The organism is Marinobacter zhanjiangensis (genome assembly GCF_014651935.1).
In the GTDB taxonomy this organism is placed as follows: Bacteria; Pseudomonadota; Gammaproteobacteria; order Pseudomonadales; family Oleiphilaceae; genus Marinobacter; species Marinobacter zhanjiangensis.
The window spans coordinates 54,492-75,905 of sequence record NZ_BMXV01000009.1 but is presented as its reverse complement, the minus strand read 5'-3'; the positions used below and the strand labels follow the sequence as shown (position 1 = coordinate 75,905).

Here is a 21,414-nt window from a genome sequence, read left to right as displayed (position 1 = left end):
ACGCTTTGAACATGCGCCCAATCTGAACACAGAGGTTATCATGAAAACGCTCTCCGTCTCCCTGTTGACGCTATCCATGCTGGCGGCTTCTTCCGCTGTTTCGGCGCAGGATACCTCCGGTTCGCCCCTTGACGAAAAACCCGAGATGCCGGCCGAACCGGTAATCATCCCCGACTATGAGCCCGCGGCTGATGCGGCATCGGAAATCGTGATCCGCCCGGGCGAGGATGTGGTGTACTACGAATACCGTGTAAACGGCGAGATCAGGGAAATCAAGGTGGTGCCGGATGCCGGCCCCTCCTATTACCTGGTGCCGGTCGAAGGCGGCGGCTGGATCCGGGAGGGGGAAACCTCTTTGCTGGTTCCGAGCTGGGTGCTGTTCCGCTGGTAGGGAGACGTCCGGGATCCGCGCCCCGGACTCGTTATTGCGCTGGCCCGGCAACCTCCGGCCTGTCTTTTCCGGCGGGCACGTCCTGAGCTGCGCCCGCGCTGCCGTCCGGCTGCTCACCCTCTGGCACCGACCATGGTCGGGAAGTTGCCCCCCGGATGCCACTGCGAACGAAACAGTCGGGATTATGAGTAACGGGCAAGTGGTCTCAAGTGACCGTTCTGTAAATTGCTGGCTGGTTGACCAAATTCGTTCAGGACCGGAATCAGTGCCGATTAGTGTGAACACTCTAACTTTTCACCCTAGAGTGATAGTCACAAAGCCGGAGAGCATGATTTCCCGGCTGATGATTTTACCGGACACACATAAAAGGAGTGTCAACATGAGCAAATTGAGAACCTGGCAGGAACAGCTTCAGGATATGGTAGACAAGGGTATCGATGCCGCCGAGAAAACGCAGAAGCAGATTTCGGCGCGGCCTTTCAAATTGGCGGAAAGGGTAGAAACCGAAGTTCGCCAGCACCGGGTCAAGAACCTTCGCAAGAGTTACGAGGGTGCCACTGGCGCCGTTTTTGACCAGCTGAGAAGCTTCAACAGCCGTGTTGGCAATTTCGCGGCGGATCTCGTGGCCCGTCTGGAAAAGGAAACTGCAGACACGGCGCGCACAGTCAGCAAGACTGCTGATGAAGTGGCTGATGACGTTTCTTCCACTGCCAAATCGACCGCCACCGAAGTGTCCGATACGGCACAGAAGAGCGCCAACAAGGTTTCCCGTGGCGCCCAGGCTACCGCCAAGGATGTTTCCAGCGCTGCTGACACCGCAAGCGAGGAGGTATCCAAGGCGACCCAGAGCGCACGGAAAACCACCACTCGTGCCAAGTCCGGCACTCAAAGCCAGTCTTCAGGCAGCAAGAGCACAACCAGCGCCTGAAGCGGGGTTGGTTGTGCCAAAAGGTCCGGCCAGGCCGGACCCAAAAAGGCCACCTCAACGGGTGGCCTTTTTGCGTGTGGCTGATCGGGAACAGGCCTACGGATTGGTTTCGGTGCTATCAGCTTCCAGTGGCAGCGTTCGCTCCTGTTCGGTAATGATTTCCAGTCGCTCAATATCTGCCCGGTATTCTGCCTGGATCTGTTCGATTTCCCGGGCCTGTGTGTCAATCTCGGCCTCGATATCCTGGATTTGCGCCTGCAGGCGTTCGATCTTGTCGAGGGTGGCGTCAGGAATCTCCCGCCCGGAACGTTCCAGGTTGGCGGCCCGGGACTGCTCCGCATCCAGTTGCGATTCGGTCACTGAGATGTTGCCGCGCTTGAGCTGAATCAGACCCTCAAGTTCATCAACCTTGCGGTGGAGGGCACGAACGGCGTCGTCCGGGTGGCGGTACCGGCGCAGCAGGGCTTTGTCGCGTACGCGCTGCTCTTCGGCTTCCTGTTGTTTGCGCTCTTTTTCGGCCCGCTGGCGCAACTCTTCCTCGGTGGGTGCCGCATCAATGCGCTCGACCACCCGGCCCTGACTGTTGAGGATTTCGTAACCGCGGGTAGAGGCCTCCTGGGGGACGGTACTGCTGATCACCATCCGCCCGTTGTCGTCCTTGTACCGATACATTCTGGCATCCGCCAGGCTGGACATCAGCAGGCAGCTGGCAGCAAGAACACAGGTTGTCAGTTTTTTTGCTTGCACCGGTTACACCGTCTATTGAATCAGCATCTGTATTGAACAAGATCATACCAGACATGGTAGTGGCTGTTCCGGGCTGTTTCACACGCCTGAAACGTGGTGGACTCACCTGCCCGGGAACCCGGCCCGGTTCAGACGCCGTATTGGGCGCGATAGGCCGCTATGCTGTCGGCATGCCCGGCAAATTCCGGGTGCCCCTGGATGTACTCGAGCACCTGTTCCAGTCGGATAATGCTTATGACAGGAATGCCATAACTCCGTTCCACCTCCTGGATCGCGGAGAGGTCGCCGTTGCCCCGTTCCTGACGATCCAGGGCCACCAGGACGCCGGCCGGGGTTGCGCCAGCGGCTTCGATAATAGCCATGGATTCGCGGATGGCCGTGCCGGCGGTGATAACGTCATCGATAATCAGCACCTTGCCTTCAAGGGGAGCGCCCACGATGTTGCCGCCCTCGCCATGATCCTTGGCTTCCTTGCGGTTGAACGCCCAGGGCCGGTTGTCCCCCTGCTGCGCCAGTGTCATGGCTGTGGTGGTGGCCAAGGGAATGCCCTTATAGGCAGGGCCGAAAATAATGTCATACTCCAGCCCGCTTCGGGTGAGAGCGGCGGCGTAGGCTTCGCTCAGACGCAACAGGTCATGGCCGCTGCTGAACAGCCCGGCGTTGAAAAAGTATGGACTGGTGCGTCCTGACTTGAGGGTGAATTCACCGAAACGGAGTACCTCCCGGTGAATGGCAAACTCGATGAAATCGCGCTGGTAGTCGTGCATGGCAAGGCTTCTGGCGGGGTCTGGTTCTTTCAAATACGTGTAAAACCGGTATCATACACACAAACTGAATCAGGGAATACGTATGCGTGTAGTATCAATCAGCGTCAGTGGCCTCGAACAGGCGGTCGAGAAAGGTTTTTTTGACTGGATCGCCGACCAGAACGCCGACGTCATCTGTGTTCAGGATCACCGCATGCGGGTCTACGAGATAGAAGACCGAAACCTGATTCCGGAAGGTTACGAAGCCTATTTTATCGACGGCGAGCTGGATGAGCATGGCGGTGTGGGCATCTACACCCGCCACTTCCCCAAGGCCATCATGTACGGCTTCGCCAGTGAACAGGCGGACCGTGAGGGCCGGTTCATTCAGGCCGATTTCGACCGGGTCAGTGTGGCCAGCGTACTGGCGCCCTGTGCCCTTGGGCGCGAGGACGAGCTGCTGGGGGACGAAAACGACCTGACGGTACTGGATCACAAGGATGAGTTCATGGATGCGTTCGCCCTGCACATGCAGAAAACCCTGCGCAAGCGCCGCCAGTTCATCTTCTGTGCCAACCTGCAGACCGCTCAGCATGTGACCGATGCCAGCCCTGTCTATCATCAGCTTGATGTATCCGGGTTCCTGCCCCATGAAAGAGCCTTTCTGGACCGGCTGTTTGACGAGATGGGCGCCATCGATGCCTTTCGCGAGATCAACCGGCAGAGCAACCAGTTCACCTGGTGGCCGGAGTGGGATGGCGGCGAGCGCAAGAACGTCGGTTTGCGCGCCGACTACCAGATGCTGACCCCCGGCATCCGCAAGACCATCCAGGACGGCTGGATTGATGATGCCACCCGCTTCTCTGACCATGCTCCACTGATCATGGATTACGATATCGAGATCGGCTTCTGACCGGTCCGGGAAACAAAAAAGCGCGCCGGGATTCCCCGCCGCGCTTTTTTTGTGGCCGCATCCCCGTGGCGGACGCGGCCGGGCAACAGTGACCGTTCCCGGTGATGGTGCCCGTTCCCCGTCCGGGCTCTACTCTGCCAGGACAGCCTTCTGGATCTCGAACAGCTGCTCGATACCCTGTTTTGCCAGGGTCAGCATGTTGTCCAGCTCTTCCTGAACAAACGGAGCGCCCTCGGCGGTGCCCTGGATTTCGATAAACCCACCCTGGTCCGTCATGATCACGTTCATATCGGTTTCCGCCGTGGAGTCTTCCGGGTAGTCCAGGTCCACCACGGGGGTGCCCTGATAGACGCCGACCGACAGTGCAGCGACCATCTGCTTCAGTGGCGACTTTGCCAGACGTCCTTCCTTTACCAGATGGTTGAGGGCGTCCACCAGCGCCACGCAGCCACCGGTGATCGCGGCAGTGCGAGTGCCGCCGTCGGCCTGGATGACGTCACAGTCAATGGTGATGGAGTGTTCGCCCAGGGCCTTCAGGTCCACCGCTGCCCGCAATGAGCGCCCGATCAGCCGCTGGATTTCCACGGTGCGTCCACCCTGTTTGCCCCGGGCCGCCTCGCGGCCCATGCGGCTGCCGGTAGAGCGGGGCAGCATGCCATACTCGGCGGTGATCCATCCCTGCCCCTCGCCGCGCAGGAATGGTGGCACCTTGTTTTCCACAGAGGCGGTGCAGATGACCCGTGTGTCGCCGAATTCCACCAGCACGGAGCCTTCCGCGTGACGGGTAAAGTGACGGGTGAGCCTGATGTCTCTGAGCTGATCGGGCTGTCTTCCGCTCGGTCGCATAACTGATCCTTCTGAAACTGGAAATTGAGCAGGGCCGGTCAGCGGCTGCGGCTGCCGGCAGTGCGGAAAAGGGTCCGGAGTATAGCACGGGCAGGGTGCCCGGGCTTGTTCGTGACATGGGCAGGATTTACCGACACCCGAACTGATAGACTATAGCCAGTTGTTACTGACCAACCCGGAGTCACCATGATCAGAAGCATGACCGCTTTCGCACGCCAGGAGACCCAGGGAGAGTGGGGTGGCCTGACCTGTGAGATCCGCACCGTCAACCACCGTTATCTGGAACCCTCTTTCCGTCTGCCGGAGACGCTGCGGGAGCTGGAGAACGCTTTCCGGGAGCATCTTCGCAAGACACTGGGGCGCGGCAAGGTGGATGTCGGCATGCGACTGCAGTCATCGGAAACCGCCGATGCCGGCCTGATGGTGAACGAGCAGCTGGCTGATTCACTCAATGACGCCATTAACCACGTCAACCGGATGCTCGACAACCCCGCTCACATCAGTGCCATTGATATCCTCCGCTGGCCGGGCATGCTCGAGCGGCAGGAGCCCGATCTGACCCCGGTCAAGGTGGCTGCCGACGAACTGTTCCGCCGCACCGTGGAAGATCTGGTGCTGGTACGGGAACGGGAAGGTGAACGGCTGCGCCCGCTGTTCGAAGAGCGGCTGGATGCCATGGCTGAACGGGTTGCCCGGGTGCGAGAGCGTATGCCGCAATTGCTCGAGGCACAGGCGGACGTGCTGCGGGAGCGGTTCCGGGCAGCGTCGGTCGAGCTGGACCCGGACCGGCTCAGTCAGGAAATGGTGCTGCTGGCGCAGAAATCCGATGTCGCCGAAGAGCTGGACCGCCTGGATGCCCATCTGGGCGAGATTCGCGACACCCTGCAGCGCAATGACGCCATCGGCCGTCGGCTGGACTTCCTGATGCAGGAGCTCAACCGTGAGGCCAATACGCTCAGCAGCAAGTCCATCGATGCGGATGTCACCCGTACCGCCGTGGACATGAAAGTCTACATCGAACAGATGCGGGAGCAGGTGCAGAATCTGGAATGATCGTGGCACAGGCGCCACCCCCTGAAGCCGGGGTGGGCGAGCCACGCCTGAATCCGTATAATTGCGCACTCTTTAACCGGGGTGCGCAGATGCCCCTTCCGCAAGCCCGTTCAACAGCAGTGCAGCCCTTATGAATCAGCCCGTCGAGAAAGGCACCCTGTACGTGATCTCCGCGCCCTCCGGTGCCGGCAAGACCAGTCTTGTGGGTGAGATGATCCAGGCGGACCCACGTCTGGGTGTTTCCGTTTCCCACACGACCCGGCTCATGAGGCAGGGGGAGCAGGACGGTATCAACTACCATTTCGTCACCCGGGACCAGTTCGAGGCCATGATCCTGCGGGGCGAGTTTCTGGAGCATGCGGATGTGTTCGGTAACTACTATGGTACCTCCAGGGTCTGGGTTGAGCAGACGCTTGCCCGGGGGCGGGACGTGATTCTGGAGATCGACTGGCAGGGCGCGGCACAGGTGCGCCGACTGCTGCCGGATTGCGTCGGCATCTTCATTGTGCCGCCATCTGCGGCCGTACTGCGTGCGCGTCTGACCGATCGTGGCACCGATGCGCCGGAAGTGGTCGAGCGCCGCCTGGATGAAGCAGCTGAAGAATGCCGGCATGCGCTGGAGTTCGATTATCTGGTGGTCAACGACGATTTCGGTGAGGCCCTGTCCCAGTTGTTGTCCATCGTGACCAGCCAGCGGTTGCGCATTGATCGTCAGGAAATCCGCCACCAGGGCCTGCTGTCCGAGCTGATGGCAGGCGATCACGGCCATCACGGATAGGCTGTGTACATTGTGACCGCTTGGCAGTAAACTGCACGGTCTGGTAAAGCGCCCGCTCAGGCGGGTCACATCGTAATCGTTTATCTTAGTCGGGGAAGACATGGCACGAGTTACCGTTGAAGATTGCCTGGAGAACGTGGACAACCGTTTCCAGCTGGTGATGCTGGCGACCAAGCGCGCCCGTCAGCTAGCCACCAAAGGCTACGAGCCGCTGCTGCCGGAAGAGAACGACAAGCCGACCGTCATCGCTCTGCGTGAGATAGCGGAGGGTAAGGTAACCCGTGACCTGTTGAAGGAAGAAGACGAGGACTGAGGTCTCTGAGGTTACTGGTCGCGGGTCTTCCGCAAAAAGACCATTGAAATTCGCCCCGATGGATTTATAGTGGAAAGCAGGTGCATCGCATGTGTGCATGCTTTCCCGGCGGGGGTAAAGGAAAAACCCGAATGTTCGCATTCGGGTTTTTTTGTCCGCCGTTCATAAAAGACCCTACGGAGGCGCGGTGTCGCAAGTGGCTGCTGTAGCAGAGCAGGAACGAACGGTCGAAGACCTGACGGACAGGCTCAGCGATTATCTGGATAGCAGTCGCATCAATCAGGTGCGGCGGGCCTACTATTATGCCGAACAGGCCCATGAAGGCCAGATGCGCCGCAGCGGCGAGCGATACATTACCCATCCGCTGGCGGTGGCCACCATTCTGGCGGACATGCGGCTCGACCATCAGAGCCTCATGGCAGCCATGCTCCATGACGTTATCGAAGACACCGGCATTCCCAAGGATGCCCTGGTGGAACAGTTCGGTGATTCAGTGGCAGAGCTGGTGGACGGCGTCTCCAAGCTGACCCAGATCGAATTCCGTACCCGGGCCGAGGCCCAGGCGGAGAACTTCCAGAAGATGACCCTGGCCATGGCCCGGGATATCCGCGTCATCATCGTCAAGCTGGCAGACCGGCTGCACAATATGCGCACCCTGGGCCCCATGCCCTATGAAAAGCGCCAGCGCATTGCCACCGAAACCCTCGATATCTACGCGCCCATTGCCAACCGGCTGGGTATGCACCGGGTCTGTACGGAGCTGGAAGACCTGGGGTTCGCATCGCTGTACCCCATGCGAGCCAGGTATATCTCCAAAGCCGTGTCCAAGCTGCGCGGCAGTCACCGGGAGATCATCGACGACATCCGCGGCAGACTGGAGGAAAAGCTACAGCAGCGGGACCTGCCAGGGCGTATCCTGGGCCGGGAAAAGCACCTGAACTCCATCTACAACAAGATGAAGTTCCGCCACAAGTCATTCCACGAGATCATGGACGTCTATGCGTTCCGGATCATCACCGACACCGAGGATGACTGCTACCGAATCCTGGGTGCCGTGCACAGTCTGTACAAGCCCCTGCCGGGTCGCTTCAAGGACTACATCGCGATGCCCAAGGCCAATGGCTACCAGTCGTTGCACACCACCCTGTTCGGCATGCATGTGAACATCGAGATCCAGATCCGTACCGAGGAAATGGAGCAGATCGCCAATGACGGCATTGCGGCCCACTGGATGTACAAGCATGAACAGTCGCCGGTGACCTCGGCCAACCAGAAGCGGGTGGATCGCTGGGTCCAGGGCCTGATGGAGATGCGCGAGCGGGCCGATGACTCCCTGGAGTTCATCGAGCACGTCAAGACCGATCTGTTCCCCGACGAAGTGTACGTGTTCACCCCCAGAGGCAAGATTCTGGAGTTGCCCTCCGGCGCCACGCCCGTCGATTTCGCCTATGCCATCCACACGGATATCGGCAATGCCTGTGTGGCCTGCCGTATCAATCGTAATCTGGGTTCCCTCAGCCAGACGCTGCAGAGTGGCCAGACGGTGGAGGTCATTACCGCGCCCAATGCCCGCCCCAATCCGGCGTGGCTGAGTTTCGTGGTCACTGCCAAGGCCCGTAGCAGTATCCGTCATGCCCTCAAGGCGCAGCGTCGTACCGAGTCGGTGGAACTGGGCAAGACCCTGCTGAAGAAATCCCTGCACGGCTTTGGCCAGAAGCTGTCGGATCTGGGGCAGAAACAGATCAACGCCGTGGTAAAACATAACCAGGTGGCGAACTTTGACGACCTGCTCGGCGATATCGGCCTCGGCAACCGCATGTCCTATCTGATTGCCCGCCAGCTGGTGGCCGGGGAGCCCGGCGCCGAAACCAGCTCGCTGGATGTGGGCAAGGTGCCGGACGACGGTGAACACAAGCGTGGCGCTGTCACGATTCGCGGCACAGAAGGGCTGTTGGTGCGTTTTGCCAGCTGTTGCAAGCCGATTCCGGGTGACCCGGTGGTGGGCGTAATGGATTCCGGCCACGGCCTGGTCATCCACAGTGACACCTGCCCACGCCTGCCGGAAAGCACCGAAGACCGGGCCCACCTGACCCATCTGAAGTGGGCCAAGGACATCACCGACGAGTTTTCGGTAGAGCTGCGGGTGGAGCTGGAACGCCAGCGCGGTGTGATTGCCGAGGTGGCCAGTGCCGTCGCGGTGGCAGACGGCAATATCGAGCGCATCAATGTAGAGGAGCAGAACGCCCGCCTCAGCGTTGTCAGCCTGGTGGTTCACGTCAACGGTCGCCGGCACCTGGCCCGCGTTATGCGCCGGATTCGCAATATCCGGGCGGTTACCCACATTACCCGCATCCGCAGCTGACCACGAACCCGTCTTTTCCCGCCGTGTGGAGGCATCTGCCACCATCCTGTTGACAGTGTCACTGCCCCGGCGGCAGCATATTCTTTTAACAGCAACGCAGGATCAACCTGACATGAGCAACAAGTCGATCATCCAGACTGACTCCGCCCCGGAGGCTATCGGTACCTATTCCCAGGCGGTGAAGGCGGGGGATACCGTTTACCTGTCCGGGCAGATTCCGCTGGACCCGGAGACCATGGAAGTTGTGTCCGGTGATTTTGCCGACAAGACCCGCCGGGTGTTCGATAACCTGAATGCTGTGTGCGAGGCCGCCGGTGGTCGCCTTCAGGATATCGTCAAACTGAATATCTACATGACCGATCTGGCTAATTTCGCCACCGTCAACGAGGTGATGGCGACCTATTTCCAGGAACCCTACCCGGCCCGTGCCGCCATTGGTGTAGCAGCGCTGCCCAAGGGGGTTCCGGTGGAAATGGATGCAGTGATGGTTATCAGCTGACCCCACCGGTCAATCCGCGATTCAGGCAGGCCCCTTCGGGGGCCTATGCTTCCTTCAGGGCACGGATCATGGGCCGGTAGCCGGCCCGGAAATCCGGATAAGTGAACTCGAAGCCACTGTCCAGCAGGCGCTGGTTGTTGCAGCGCTTGCTGCCGCCCCGGCCCCCGCGGCGTCCGTCGGGGCTGGGAGGCCGGCAGGGTATCTGCCCGCGAATCCACCTGACCACTTCGTCAAGCCGCACCGGTTCACAGTCACTGGCCAGATAGCAGGACTCCAGCGGATTACCGGCCAGGGCCTTCCTGATCAGGTGAACACACACTGCCTCGGCATCCTGCTCGTGGATGCGGTTGGTAAAGGGGCCGGGCGAATCCGGGTTGAGCTCTCCGGCCACCACGGATTCCAGGAACCGCCCCCGGTTTGGACCGTAAATACCACTGAAACGGATCACCGTGGCGGGCAGCCCGCTGTCCAGGGCCAGCTGTTCCCCCTGCAAAACCCGCTCCCCGCTGAAACGGCGAGGTGCGACCGGGCTGAGTTCATCGACCACTGAATCGTCATCCTGTCCATAGACGCTGGTGCTGCTGATAAAGAACAGTCGCTTCAGGTTGCGGGTGTCTGTGACCGCGAGCAGGTTCGCCAGTCCGTCCACGTAGGCGCCCCGGTAACCGGCATCGTCATAGGTGGAGGGTGTCAGGCAATAGAGGATGATATCCGGGGCGTCCGGCACGGCACTGGCCAGTTCCGCCTTGTCCATCAGGTCCGCCGGGGCGGGGTGGACCCCGTGGGGAATCGCGGAAACGGTACGACGGATACCCCATACCTCGCCGATGTCCGTCAGTGTGCTGGCGACAGCACCTCCGAGGGCGCCGCAGCCGGCGACCAGGATGTGGGGTGGATACTGGTCTGCAGAGATTGCCATAGTCAATTTCAATCCTTATGCTTGAGTCCATAAAGAGCAATTGGAGCCTGTGATGACCCTGACCGAATTACGCTACATTGTCACGCTTGCCAGGGAAAAGCACTTCGGGCGAGCGGCCGAACGCTGTCATGTCAGCCAGCCCACGCTCAGCGTTGCCGTGAAAAAGCTCGAGGAGGAGCTGGGCATCCCGTTGTTCGAGCGCAGCAAGAGCAGCATTCGGGTGACCGAAACCGGCCAGCGGATCATCGAGCAGTCCCAGCGGGTACTGGATCAGGTCGGTGTTATCCGGGATATGGCCCAGGATGGCAAGAACCAGCTGAATTCGCCCCTGAGAGTGGGGGCCATCTACACGATCGGCCCCTACCTGTTTCCCCATCTGTTGCCACAGCTGCGGCGAGCGGCCCCCGAGATGCCCCTGTATATTGAGGAAAACTATACCGGGAGTCTCCGCCAGAAGCTCCGTCAGTCGGAGCTGGATGCCATTATCATCGCGCTGCCCTTTGAGGAGCCCGAAGTGGTGACCCTGCCGCTGTACGACGAGCCCTTTGTGATCCTGTTGCCCGGTGGTCACCCGCTGGCAAGGGAAGAATCCCTGACCGCCGAACAGCTCGCCAATGAGCAGCTACTGTTGCTTGGCCCGGGGCACTGTTTCCGTGACCAGGTGCTGGAATCCTGCCCGCCTCTGGTGGAGGCTGTGACCGAACGCAATGCCGGCGCCCGTGGGCCGTCACTGGTGACGGAAGGCAGTTCCCTGGAAACCATCCGGCATATGGTCGCTTCCGGTCTCGGCGTTACCATCCTGCCGCTCTCTGCCGCCACCTCAATGACCTATGATGAAGACATCCTCGCGGTACGGCCGTTTTCCGCGCCGGTGCCTTTCCGCACCGTGGCGCTGGCCTGGCGGGTAACCTTCCCGCGTCCCAAGGCGATCGATGTACTCTCGCTGGCCGCCAGCCAGTGTCGCGTCATCGAAAAGGCGGGGCAGCAGAAACCGGCCCTCGTCGCCGGGGCCTGACCCGTCGCCATGGCGTCACTGGAAGACCTGCCCGTTACCACCCTCAAAGGCGTTGGCGCTGCGCTGGCAGGCACGCTCGCCAAACTGGGCATCCACTCACTGCAGGATTTGCTGTTTCATCTGCCGCACCGTTATGAAGACCGTACCCGGGTGATCCCTATGGGCAGCCTGAGGCTCGGGGACACTGGCGTGGCGGAAGGCATCGTCATGCGCGCGGAGTTGGTGATGGGTCGCCGTCGAAGCCTGCAGGTCACTCTCAAGGACGACACCGGCTTCCTGGTAATGCGGTTCTTCCACTTTTCCGCCGCCCAGAAGAATCAGCTGACCGAGGGTGCCCGGGTACGTTGTTACGGCGAGGTGCGACCGGGGCGGGCAGGCTTCGAGTTCTATCACCCGGAATACCAGGTTAATCCGCCACCCATGCCACCGGCGGAAGAGGCCACCCTGACGCCGGTCTACCCCCTGACCGAAGGTATCCAGCAGCCCCGGGTCCGCGGTCTCTGCCGCCAGGCCCTGGAGTATCTCAGGCGTTACCCGATTCGTGACTGGCTGCCGGAATCGTTGCTGGCGGACTACCAGCTGCCGGACATCACCGCGGCCGTGGCTCTGGTGCATGCACCGCCGGCGGATGCTCCGGTTCACCTGTTGATGGAGGGGCGCCATCCGGCCCAGCAGCGGCTGGTGATGGAGGAATTGCTGGCCCACCAGCTGAGCCTGTTGCTGGTGCGCCAGCAGATTCAGCAGCGGCAGGCGCTGCCACTGCTACCCACCGGCGACCTGGTGGAGCGTTTTCTGGACCAGCTGCCATTCAGCCTGACGCCGGCCCAGGGCAGGGTGGTTTCCGACGTCCGCCAGGATTTGAGCCAGCCACTGCCGATGTTGCGGCTGGTGCAGGGGGATGTGGGCTCGGGCAAGACGGTGGTCGCCGCCATGGCGGCCCTGCAGGCGGTGGCGGCCGGTGCCCAGGTGGCGCTGATGGCGCCCACGGAGATCCTCGCGGAGCAGCATTTCCGCAATTTCGTGCAATGGCTGGAGCCGTTGGGCCTGGAGGTGGTCTGGCTGTCCGGCAAGGTCAAGGGAAAGGCTCGCATCGAGGCACTGGGCCGGCTTGCTACCGGACAAGTAAGCCTGGTGATCGGTACCCACGCGCTGTTCCAGGGCGATGTGGAATTTGACCGGCTGGGGCTGGTGATCGTGGACGAGCAGCACCGGTTTGGTGTGCACCAGCGCCTCGCTTTGCGGGACAAGGGCGCCGAGGGGCGTATGGCGCCCCACCAGCTGATCATGACAGCCACGCCGATTCCCCGTACCCTTGCCATGAGTGCCTACGCCGATCTCGATACGTCGGTAATCGACGAGCTGCCGCCGGGGCGCAAGCCCATTGAAACCATAGTGATCCCGGAGGCGCGGCGGGATGAAGTGATAGAGCGGGTGAGAAAGGCCTGCGCGCAGGGCCGGCAGGCCTATTGGGTCTGTACCCTGATCGAGGAGTCCGAAGCGCTGCAGTGTCAGGCGGCTGAAGTGACCGCCGAAAACCTGCGGGAGCGGCTGCCGGAACTGGGTGTGGGGCTGGTCCATGGTCGCCTGAAAGGCGCCGAAAAGGCGGGGGTGATGGAACAGTTCAAGAACGGCGACCTCGATCTGCTGGTGGCGACGACGGTGATCGAGGTGGGTGTGGATGTGCCCAATGCGTCGCTGATCATCATCGAGAACCCCGAGCGCCTGGGGCTGGCCCAGCTTCACCAGTTGCGGGGGCGTGTCGGCCGTGGCGAACAGGCGAGTTTCTGCGTGCTGATGTATCAGGCACCCCTGTCCCACAACGGCAGGGCCCGCCTTCAGGCATTGCGGGACAGCCAGGATGGTTTTGTCATCGCTGAGAAGGATCTGGAAATCCGCGGGCCGGGGGAAGTGCTGGGCACCCGCCAGACCGGGATGATGCAGTTCCGGCTGGCGGATTTCGAGAGAGACCGTGGCTGGATTGAAACCGTAAAGGACATAGCCCCCGGTATTATGAGGCATCCGCGGTCGGTGGACGCGCTGGTGCGCCGCTGGCTTGGTGAACGGGTACGTTACGGCGATGTCTAAGTGCCGGACCCCAGACAGCCACCGTATAATATTCACGACTACGGGCCTGCCAGCCGGACCCGTTTGAGCCACAATACATTGAGAGTCTCGGAGCAGATCCTGACAACAACTGAACCACGGGGCGGGAGAACAACATGGAAATGCCCGGCACAATCCGGAAACTGCTAGAAGCATCAGCCATCAATGCGCAGCCGGAGACCACGGCTGCGCCAGCGGAAGTGCCGACTCTGCGAATGGTACTGCTTGGTGACAATCAGGGGCAGATCCAGGTGATCTGTCGTAATGATGATCTGCTGGACCTTGCGGATCTGAACCAGCAACTGGGGCGTGACCTTCATCTGGTGTCCCAGAGTGACTATGCCCGTGTGCGGCGGCAAACCGGTCTTCACGAGATACCCGCCCTGCCGACACTCACTGGCTGGCCCACCATTGTTGACGCCCGGGTCGGACAATGCGACCGGGTAGCCATCGAGCCGGCCGGAGACAATACCCGTCTGGTGCTCACGCAGGCTGACTTCCGGGCGCTGGCTGGCAAGGCCGAGGAGCGCGCCTTCAGTGTGCCCCTGAGTGACATTCAGGTGAATCTGGAATCGCCGGAGAAAGATCGTGAGCAGGTCTTTACCGCGATCCAGCGCTTTACTGGCCTGAGAATCCGCCAGCGCCTTGAAGACACCCTGGAATTGCCGCCGCTGCCGGAGACCGCGCAACGCATCATTCACTTGCGGGTCAATCCCAATGCGGTCATGGGAGACCTGGTGGATATCGTGGAAAGTGACCCGAGCCTGGCCGCGCAGGTGGTCAGCTGGGCCTCGTCGTCGTTTTATGCCGCTGCCGGCCAGGTACGGTCGGTGCATGATGCCGTGTCCCGTGTCCTGGGCTTTGACCTGGTGATGAATCTGGCCATGGGGCTATCCCTGGGGCGGACGTTGAAACAGCCGGACGACCATCCCCGGGGTTTCGTGGGTTACTGGCAACAGGCCATCTGGCAGGCCCAGGCTGCGGGGGTTCTGGCCGCCATGATGCGTGGCCGTGAGCGGCCGGCTTTTGGTCTGGCCTACCTTTCCGGCCTGTTGCACAATTTCGGTTATCTTGTGCTGGCGCAGGTCTTCCCGCCCCATTTCCGGCTGGCCTGCCGTAACTGGGAGGTCAACGAGCACGTGGATTCTTCTCTGGTGGAGCATCATCTGCTGGGCGTGACCCGGGAACAGCTTGCCGCCGAGTTGATGTCTAACTGGGGCATGCCTGACGAGGTTATCGTTGCTCTCAGGCACCAGAAACACCTGGACTACCGGGGGCCGAATGAGACCTATGCCCACCTGCTCTGGCTGGGGCGCCAGCTTCTCAACGAGCGGGGACTGGGTATCGGGCCAAGGGAAACCATCCCGGATGCGCTCTATGCCCACCTGGGGCTGGCCCCCGCTGCGGTGGAAGAGAGGTTTGATGAGCTGGTGGCATCGAAAGATTCGGTAGTGGCCATGGCGGGAATGATGAGCAACGGCTGACAGGGAGCACCCGGGTGGCGACTTCAGGCTGCCGATCAAAAAAAGCCGGCCCTTGGGCCGGCAAGCTCACCCGCTTGTTGCAGATCACGACACGCTCGAGTCAGACGTGCCGGTAACACACTGAACGCTTGCTGGTACAAACAAGCGCAAAAGGTAGCTTGTCTTTAACTCTAGCCAACTGACCGGAATTTGCTCGCCCGAGGCGGGGCTGAAGTCCCTTTTCAGCTTGCTATTCGTTACAAAGCGCATAAAAGTGCTTTGTTTTCAATCAGCCAGTGCACAGTCTCGCTTACAAAATGTTACAAAAAATGATACCGGGTCTCGGGAGCGGGGGGAATCGCGCCTGCCGGGCCTGCCAGGGCGCCTGTCAATCGAAGCGGTGATGCCGGATGGCAGTGGCAGCGCGGCGGATGGCATCCGAATGGGCCTGCTCCAGGGCGAACCGTTCTTCGTCCATCTTGCGCACGAAGCGGGAGTCTGTCTGCTGCCTTGCCTGGTGGGTCGGCATATGCTGGATCTGGTCGTGGATCTCTAGAAAGACCTGATAGGGTGGTTGCTCCAGCAATTCCGGAGCGACGTGGTCCAGTAATCCCTTGATTCTCAGGCAGGCTTCCGAATACTCCACCTGGTTTTCTTCCACAGCCATCGCCAGTATGCGGATACTTTCGATCATGCTGTCCCTTCGGTCGGCCTGGAATGCCTGCGCGCGGTCTTCCTTGCGCCGATGTTCCCGGAGCAGCCGGCTGTGCCTGACAATGAAGACCAGCAGGAGGGTAATGGCCGCCAGGCCAAGAACGATCAGACTCCATTGCAACCACTGGGGCATGGACGGGCTCCGGTCAGATAAGATGTGTTTTCAGGAAGCACCAGTGTAAACGGATTTCCGTCAGCTTGCAGAGAACGGCCGATGACAGGGTCATTCCGGTGTGTGAACTCGGTCATCACGGCAACGGGCCGGCAATGGTTATGATGTCTGCCTGCTTTCACTCCGGTTCAGGATGATGATGCCATGACTACCGCCAACAGGGAGTTGCTGCCCCGGGACAGCTGGATGCCGGCCATAGCCATGCTGGCGGTTGCCCTGCTTGCGGTAGCGGCACTGCTCAACGGGATCGGAAACGTTGGCGTGATGGCGCCGCCTCATGCGGGCGGAGGCCGGCACGTTGAACTGCCGGCCCTGACTTCTGCCGAGCAGTTCTCCTTCGCCGGGGCAGATCGGGCGATCAAGCGCCTGAAGCTTCCGGAATCGGGCCGGGCGGAGCGTTTTGAAGCCTACGAACAACTGCTGCTGGCACTGGCGGAGAGTCTGCCGGTAACTCCGCAAAACGCCACCCTTGACCGGGCGGATCTGCTGCTGACGAAAAGCCTCCCTGTTGCGGCCGCGAATGAGGTGACGGCGGTTTTGCCGTCGTTCCTCCGTTACCGGCAGGCCGAAAAGACCTTGCTGGGCCTGTCCCCGGGAGCGCCGGGTGACATTGAGGGAGCGTATCTGCACCTGCAGCTTCAGAATGCACTGCGGAATACGATACTCGGCGAAGAGGTGGCGGCAAAGCTCTATGGCACCAGCTACCGCATGACCGAGATTCATCTGGTGCGGCGGATGCTGATGCAACGGCAGGATCTGGACGAAGACGAGAAGCGTCGTCTGATTCGTGAGCAGATGGACACGCTGATGACTGAGGACGCCCCGGGGGGCACTCGATGAGCCGCCGTGCTTCGTTGACCGGCTGGCTGCTTTCCCTGCTGGGCGCGGCGGCCACCGGAGTCATGCTGGCGGTGCCCTATAACTATGCGGGCTTCTATCCGCTGACCTGGGTGGCGTTGGTGCCGCTGCTGCTGGCGGCCCATGGTCGGGGGTATGGTGCCCACTATCTGCTGGGTCTGGTTGCCGGCCTGAGCATGTATCTGGTGGGAACTCCCTGGATGGTGGAATTCCTGCAGCGCCTGAAGGACTATTCGCTGGCACCGGCGATGGGCGGTGCAGCGGCGTACTGGTTGCTGTCTTCGCAATTGCTGGCGCTGTTGATGGTCAGTTATCGCTGGCTGCAGCGCTTTACCGGGCACCATGCCCTGTGGGCATTTCCCGTGCTTGTGGTGCTGTTCTTCGGCTGGTTCCCGGTCCTGTTTCCCCTCCAGCTGGGTGAAAGCCAGAGTGCCTTTTTACCGGCTATCCAGGGGGTCTCGCTGACCGGGGTCTACGGTCTGGACCTGATGATTGGCGTCAGTAACGCGCTGGTGGCTGCGGCGATGCTGCAACGGCTGGGCCGGGAGCCTGGGCTGGTCAGCCGTGGTACCGCCATCGCCGGAGTTGTCGGGGTAGTCGCGCTGATGGTGTGGTTGGGTTTTGGCTGGTGGGCGCTGGCGCACTGGGATCAACGGGCGGCACAGTGGCCCACGGTAGCGGTGGGGCTTGTGCAGTCCAACGAGACTCCAAGTGCGTCGGTACCTGATCCGGAACCGGGTTATGCCCGGGCCTGGCCGCCGGAAATGGAAGTGAGTGAGAAACTGGTGTCCGCCGGGGCCGAAGTGGTGCTGTGGCCGGAAACCCGTTACAAGGGCTACTTCGAGGTGGACCATGTGCCCGGGGCTTACCGGCGCAACGTAGCCGCACTGGGAGTGCCACTGGTGTTTCACGATGCTGAACAGCAGGGCAGCGGAGAGGACTTCCAGGAGTACAATACTGCCCTGTTTCTGGGGGCGGACGGCCAGCTGTCTGAGCGCTACCGCAAGCACCATCTGGTCGCTTTTGGCGAAACCCTGCCCCTGTCCCGGGAGTTTCCCTGGCTGGTGAGCTGGGCGGAACGTTTCCTGGGTGACTTCTTCGCCAATCTGACGCCGGGTTCGCAACGGGTTACCTTCCCGGTCAACGGGGTTCACCTGGTACCGGCCATCTGTTACGAAAGCGCCTTCCCCGGACATATTGCCCGGTCCGTGGCTGCCGCCCCGGGCAGCCCCCTGCTGGTGGTCCTGTCCAACAATGGCTGGTTCGGTGACTCACGTCAGCCATGGCAGCATGCCGGCGCCACGATATTGCGGGCGGTGGAGAATCGTGTGTCCCTGGTCCATGTCATCAATAATGGCCCGTCTACTATGGTCTCCCCCTCCGGCCGGGTGCTGGCGGCTACTGCCTTCCGGGAGCGGGCCGGGCTGCTCAGCCAGGTACCCCATACGCCGGCAGGCGAGGGCTTCAGCTCCTGGTTTACCCGCTGGCCCGAGTGGTTCTCCGTGGTATCGCTGGTTGCCCTGCTCCTGGGCGTGGTGGTCGCCCGGGTCCGTCGTGATAATCACTGATCCGCTGTTTCCCCATCCTGTGAAGCAGATCGCGTTCCATGGCGGCCGGAAAGCACGGAGCCCGGTGTTACCACCGGAATTGCGGTTCACGTTATAGCCACTCCCGCTGGCTGACCCATACACTTTTTCCTGCCTGAAGCGGTAGTCAGTAAGCTGCCCGCTGTGAGCGGCGAACTGACACCAAGACAAAAAATACAAGCAGGAGATTCGTTATCATGTTCAACAAAAACGTAAAACAGCTGGCATTCGCGGTTTTGGCCTCATGTGTGGCATTTAACGCCTGGGCCATCGGCGGTGGCGGCGGTTCCAGCGCCGACAAGATGATTGTTGGTGACTCCATCTTTGCGCTTTCGGGTGATATCCACAGCTACCTGGAAGACGATCTGGATGAAACCATCGACACCTACGCCCGCAGTGGTTGCCAGGTGAATGGCACCAGCCTGCTTTGCAGCAGTCGCTACACCATTCCCAACCAGTATGATAACGCCGACAAGGATGGCATCGACACCGTGATCATGAATGGCGGCGGCAATGACTTCCTGCTGGGTGACGGCGCTGATTGCACCACTCAGGCCTGTATTGAGGAAGTTCTGGCCGGTATCGAGCAGACCCTGGCGGGCATGTACAACGAAATGCAGAACGATGGCATCAGCGAGATCATCTTCCTGGGTTACTACAATGTGGAAGATCCCCAGGATGCCGCAATCAATGATCTTTCCATGGCCTACAAGGCCGCTAACTACCCGCAGATGGGTGTGGACTTCATCGATACCCGTCCCGCCTTTGCCGGTAATGAGAGCCGTTACATCTCGTCTGACGAGATCCACCCCACTGCCGCCGGCTCCCGGGTACTCGCCGATCTGATTCTGCAGGAACTTGACTGATTCAGTGGTGCGATAAAACCTGAAAGAAATCCGAATGCCGGTGGTCGGGTGCGATCACCGGCGTTTGTGCTACTGTCCGTGATGCAGGTATTCAGTCTGGCGACTCCGACCCCGGAACAGACCCATGCCAAAGCTATCAACACCGGTTCTACTGGCAGCCCTGCTGTCTTCAGGCCACGTTTCCGGTTCCGAACCGGAGCAGGTTACCAACATTCTGGGTATGTCCTTCAACAAGGTGCCTGCCGGTACATTTCTGATGGGCAGCGCGCCGGATGCCCCGGGACATGAGCCTGATGAGGTGCAGCGCCAGGTCACTATCTCCGAACCCTTCTATCTGCAGACCACACCGGTTACCCGGGGCCAGTGGCTGGAGCTGGTGGATGGCGTGCCGTCAGCCTTTCCCGAATGTGGCGACCAGTGTCCGGTCGATGGTCTCAGGGCGGACTGGGTGGACTGGTATATCAATGCCCTGAGCAAGAAGGATCCCGAATGGGATTATCGTCTGCCCACCGAGGCAGAGTGGGAGTATGCCGCCCGGGCCGGCACCGAGGGGCCCTACTACACAGGCGACTGCCTTGATGGCGAACAGGCCAATGTTTCCGGCAACAAAGTCCTGGCCGGGTGCGACTCCTTCCGTAATTCCGCCGGCCCTCAGCCAGTGGCTCAATACGAACCCAACCCCTGGGGCTTCCATGACATGCTGGGCAACACCTGGGAGTTGTGTGCCGACTGGTATGGGGCCTATGAGGAAGGGCCGGTTACCGATCCCGCGGGCCCGGGGGAGGGTGAGCATCGGGTGATCCGGGGCGGCAGCTGGCATTTTCAGGCGGTGCACGCCAGAGCGGCCAATCGGTTCCGGGCCATCAGCGATATTGCCGGCTTCCGACTGGTTGCCATTCCCGAAGATCGCGAATCAGCATCCGGGCAAAATGCAGTCGAATAATCCGGGCAGCATCAGTCCGAGAGTTCTGCCTTCAGGTATTCCGGCAGCCAGTTACTGGCGGCTTCCACTTCCTCGGCCGTAAAATAGGTATCCATCAGGGACTCAACCTGTCGGGCTTTCTCATCCTCGCTCAGCCCGGCGCTGAGAATGGTATCCCGTTGCTGCGAAAACTGGTCGTAGCGATTCTGCCAGTCCCGGGCATCAGTGCCAGTCAGGTCCCGGGCAGCGACCAGTCCCAGAGTCTGTTGCTCCAGATAGTCCTGGGTTTTGTCACTCAGCCCCATGGATTCCCAGCTCTGGCGCTCCGAGCGAAGCTTTTCCACAGCATCCGTGCCTTCGCTGTCTACCAGCAGTGCCCCGGAGTGAAGGTCCTCACGCAGGCGGGAGAGGGCCTGCTGCCGCTGCTCCCCGTCAAGGTCCGGATTGGTGCGCACTTCCTCCATGGCGATCAGGTAGCGCTGGTGGGCATCTTCGCCGGCAAACAGCTGGCTGGCGGTCAGCGGATCCATGTGCTGTCGGCGCAGTTCAATGGCGCGTTCCAGCTTGTCACGGGGGGCAAGGTCTTCCAGCTCAGCCCAGTCCGCCTCCGCTGCCGTCAGCGCCTTGCGATAGTTGATATAGTCGCCGAGGATGCTGGCGGCCTGGACGCCGGTTTCGCCCGCCAGGCCGGCTTCCACGTAGCGTTTCAGTTCGTCCAGGGTGTCTGGCCCGGCGTTCTCCAGCCCACGGAAGGCCTCGCGCAGGGACGCCAGAGCAATCTCATCCAGTACCAGATTGCCGTCCTCGTCGATGCCAATGTTCGCCAGCGCATGCTGCAACCGGTCCAGGCTGATTTCCGGTTGTGCCGATTCCGCCTCTTCGGCTGATGCCCGGGTGTCAGAGGCTTCACTTTCTCCGGCAACATTGATGCTGGTATCCGGCTCCCGCCACTCACTGGCAATGGTCTGCTCTGGACGACCTGAGTCGTCGGAGGAAGTCCAGCCGGGATCGGGCTCGGGGGAATCCGGCCAGAGCATCCAGCCCCCCAGCAAGACCAACGGTGAGATCACCGCTGCCAGCCACCATCCGTCACGATTTCCTGCCACATCCCTCTCCAGTCATAGTCTTGCCCCCCGCTGTCATCTGGATGGCGAGGTTCGAGTGATTTCAGTACACGTCCAGTGTAATTCCCCCAGATCTTAGGTTGCCATAGGCTGAGT

At 60.9% G+C, this 21,414-nt stretch carries 21 protein-coding genes; 15 read left to right on the top strand and 6 right to left on the bottom strand.

Annotation, left to right across the window (positions count from 1 at the left end):
* Positions 1 to 40: 40 nt before the first annotated feature.
* Together IE079_RS16950 and IE079_RS16945 are read left to right on the top strand one after the other, a co-directional pair.
* The gene (locus tag IE079_RS16950; protein ID WP_189578042.1) at positions 41 to 391 is read left to right on the top strand and encodes a DUF2782 domain-containing protein; all 351 of its coding nucleotides are present in this window, start codon (positions 41 to 43) and stop codon (positions 389 to 391) included.
* Positions 392 to 770: 379 nt separating this feature from the next.
* Positions 771 to 1,319 (top strand): hypothetical protein, encoded by a 549-nt coding sequence (locus IE079_RS16945; protein WP_189578041.1) that lies wholly within the window; start codon positions 771 to 773, stop codon positions 1,317 to 1,319.
* A gap of 96 nt (positions 1,320 to 1,415) precedes the next feature.
* On the opposite strand, the gene IE079_RS16940 is transcribed toward IE079_RS16945, so the two are convergent.
* A complete protein-coding gene (locus tag IE079_RS16940; protein ID WP_227712572.1) occupies positions 1,416 to 2,066 on the bottom strand; it encodes a DUF4124 domain-containing protein in 651 nt (216 codons plus the stop codon).
* 128 nt (positions 2,067 to 2,194) lie between these two features.
* Positions 2,195 to 2,833: an orotate phosphoribosyltransferase gene (pyrE, locus tag IE079_RS16935; protein WP_189578040.1), complete on the bottom strand. Its 639-nt coding sequence runs from the start codon at positions 2,831 to 2,833 to the stop codon at positions 2,195 to 2,197.
* An 82-nt stretch (positions 2,834 to 2,915) separates the two neighbouring features.
* Between pyrE and IE079_RS16930 the strand changes: the two genes are divergently transcribed.
* Positions 2,916 to 3,725, top strand: coding sequence for an exodeoxyribonuclease III (locus tag IE079_RS16930; protein WP_189578039.1), 810 nt, complete (start codon positions 2,916 to 2,918; stop codon positions 3,723 to 3,725).
* Positions 3,726 to 3,854: 129 nt separating this feature from the next.
* Here IE079_RS16930 and rph read toward each other — a convergent pair whose 3' ends face one another.
* Positions 3,855 to 4,571, bottom strand: a complete 717-nt coding sequence (rph, locus tag IE079_RS16925) for a ribonuclease PH (RefSeq protein ID WP_189578038.1) — start codon at positions 4,569 to 4,571, stop codon at positions 3,855 to 3,857.
* A gap of 186 nt (positions 4,572 to 4,757) precedes the next feature.
* On the opposite strand from rph, the gene IE079_RS16920 reads away from it, so the two are divergent.
* The 5 genes from IE079_RS16920 to ridA all read left to right on the top strand — a co-directional run bounded on the left by IE079_RS16920 (position 4,758) and on the right by ridA (position 9,576).
* Positions 4,758 to 5,624 (top strand): YicC/YloC family endoribonuclease, encoded by an 867-nt coding sequence (locus tag IE079_RS16920; RefSeq protein WP_189578037.1) that lies wholly within the window; start codon positions 4,758 to 4,760, stop codon positions 5,622 to 5,624.
* Between the two features lie 130 nt (positions 5,625 to 5,754).
* Positions 5,755 to 6,402, top strand: coding sequence for a guanylate kinase (gmk, locus tag IE079_RS16915; protein WP_189578036.1), 648 nt, complete (start codon positions 5,755 to 5,757; stop codon positions 6,400 to 6,402).
* A 100-nt stretch (positions 6,403 to 6,502) separates the two neighbouring features.
* Positions 6,503 to 6,715, top strand: a complete 213-nt coding sequence (gene rpoZ, locus IE079_RS16910) for a DNA-directed RNA polymerase subunit omega (protein WP_189578035.1) — start codon at positions 6,503 to 6,505, stop codon at positions 6,713 to 6,715.
* Between the two features lie 196 nt (positions 6,716 to 6,911).
* Positions 6,912 to 9,077: a RelA/SpoT family protein gene (locus IE079_RS16905; protein ID WP_189578034.1), complete on the top strand. Its 2,166-nt coding sequence runs from the start codon at positions 6,912 to 6,914 to the stop codon at positions 9,075 to 9,077.
* 112 nt (positions 9,078 to 9,189) lie between these two features.
* Positions 9,190 to 9,576 carry a deaminase RidA gene (ridA, locus tag IE079_RS16900; RefSeq protein WP_189578033.1) on the top strand — a complete coding sequence of 129 codons (387 nt, stop codon included), beginning with the start codon at positions 9,190 to 9,192 and terminating at the stop codon, positions 9,574 to 9,576.
* 43 nt (positions 9,577 to 9,619) lie between these two features.
* Here the strand turns inward: ridA and IE079_RS16895 are convergent, their stop codons facing one another.
* Complete coding sequence (locus IE079_RS16895; RefSeq protein ID WP_189578032.1) at positions 9,620 to 10,495, bottom strand: NAD-dependent epimerase/dehydratase family protein; 876 nt, start codon at positions 10,493 to 10,495, stop codon at positions 9,620 to 9,622.
* Positions 10,496 to 10,547: 52 nt separating this feature from the next.
* On the opposite strand from IE079_RS16895, the gene IE079_RS16890 reads away from it, so the two are divergent.
* The 3 genes from IE079_RS16890 to IE079_RS16880 all read left to right on the top strand — a co-directional run bounded on the left by IE079_RS16890 (position 10,548) and on the right by IE079_RS16880 (position 15,097).
* Positions 10,548 to 11,510, top strand: coding sequence for a hydrogen peroxide-inducible genes activator (locus IE079_RS16890; protein ID WP_189578031.1), 963 nt, complete (start codon positions 10,548 to 10,550; stop codon positions 11,508 to 11,510).
* A gap of 9 nt (positions 11,511 to 11,519) precedes the next feature.
* Positions 11,520 to 13,595, top strand: coding sequence for an ATP-dependent DNA helicase RecG (gene recG, locus IE079_RS16885; RefSeq protein WP_189578030.1), 2,076 nt, complete (start codon positions 11,520 to 11,522; stop codon positions 13,593 to 13,595).
* Positions 13,596 to 13,729: 134 nt separating this feature from the next.
* On the top strand, positions 13,730 to 15,097 hold the full coding sequence (locus IE079_RS16880) for an aminoacyl-tRNA deacylase and HDOD domain-containing protein (protein ID WP_189578029.1): 1,368 nt from the start codon (positions 13,730 to 13,732) through the stop codon (positions 15,095 to 15,097).
* Between the two features lie 367 nt (positions 15,098 to 15,464).
* Here the strand turns inward: IE079_RS16880 and IE079_RS16875 are convergent, their stop codons facing one another.
* Complete coding sequence (locus IE079_RS16875) at positions 15,465 to 15,923, bottom strand: DUF2489 domain-containing protein (RefSeq protein WP_189578028.1); 459 nt, start codon at positions 15,921 to 15,923, stop codon at positions 15,465 to 15,467.
* A gap of 183 nt (positions 15,924 to 16,106) precedes the next feature.
* Between IE079_RS16875 and IE079_RS16870 the strand changes: the two genes are divergently transcribed.
* The 4 genes from IE079_RS16870 to IE079_RS16855 all read left to right on the top strand — a co-directional run bounded on the left by IE079_RS16870 (position 16,107) and on the right by IE079_RS16855 (position 20,215).
* Positions 16,107 to 16,802 (top strand): lipase secretion chaperone, encoded by a 696-nt coding sequence (locus tag IE079_RS16870; RefSeq protein ID WP_189578027.1) that lies wholly within the window; start codon positions 16,107 to 16,109, stop codon positions 16,800 to 16,802.
* Entirely contained in the window at positions 16,799 to 18,388 is a 1,590-nt protein-coding gene (gene lnt / locus IE079_RS16865; protein WP_189578026.1) for an apolipoprotein N-acyltransferase, read from the top strand. Before IE079_RS16870 ends, lnt begins: the two co-directional genes overlap by 4 nt.
* Before the next feature lie 215 nt (positions 18,389 to 18,603).
* Positions 18,604 to 19,272, top strand: a complete 669-nt coding sequence (locus IE079_RS16860; protein WP_189578025.1) for an SGNH/GDSL hydrolase family protein — start codon at positions 18,604 to 18,606, stop codon at positions 19,270 to 19,272.
* Positions 19,273 to 19,396: 124 nt separating this feature from the next.
* Positions 19,397 to 20,215, top strand: coding sequence for a formylglycine-generating enzyme family protein (locus IE079_RS16855; RefSeq protein WP_189578024.1), 819 nt, complete (start codon positions 19,397 to 19,399; stop codon positions 20,213 to 20,215).
* Between the two features lie 11 nt (positions 20,216 to 20,226).
* Here IE079_RS16855 and IE079_RS16850 read toward each other — a convergent pair whose 3' ends face one another.
* Entirely contained in the window at positions 20,227 to 21,300 is a 1,074-nt protein-coding gene (locus IE079_RS16850; protein WP_189578023.1) for a lipase secretion chaperone, read from the bottom strand.
* Positions 21,301 to 21,414 lie beyond the last annotated feature (114 nt).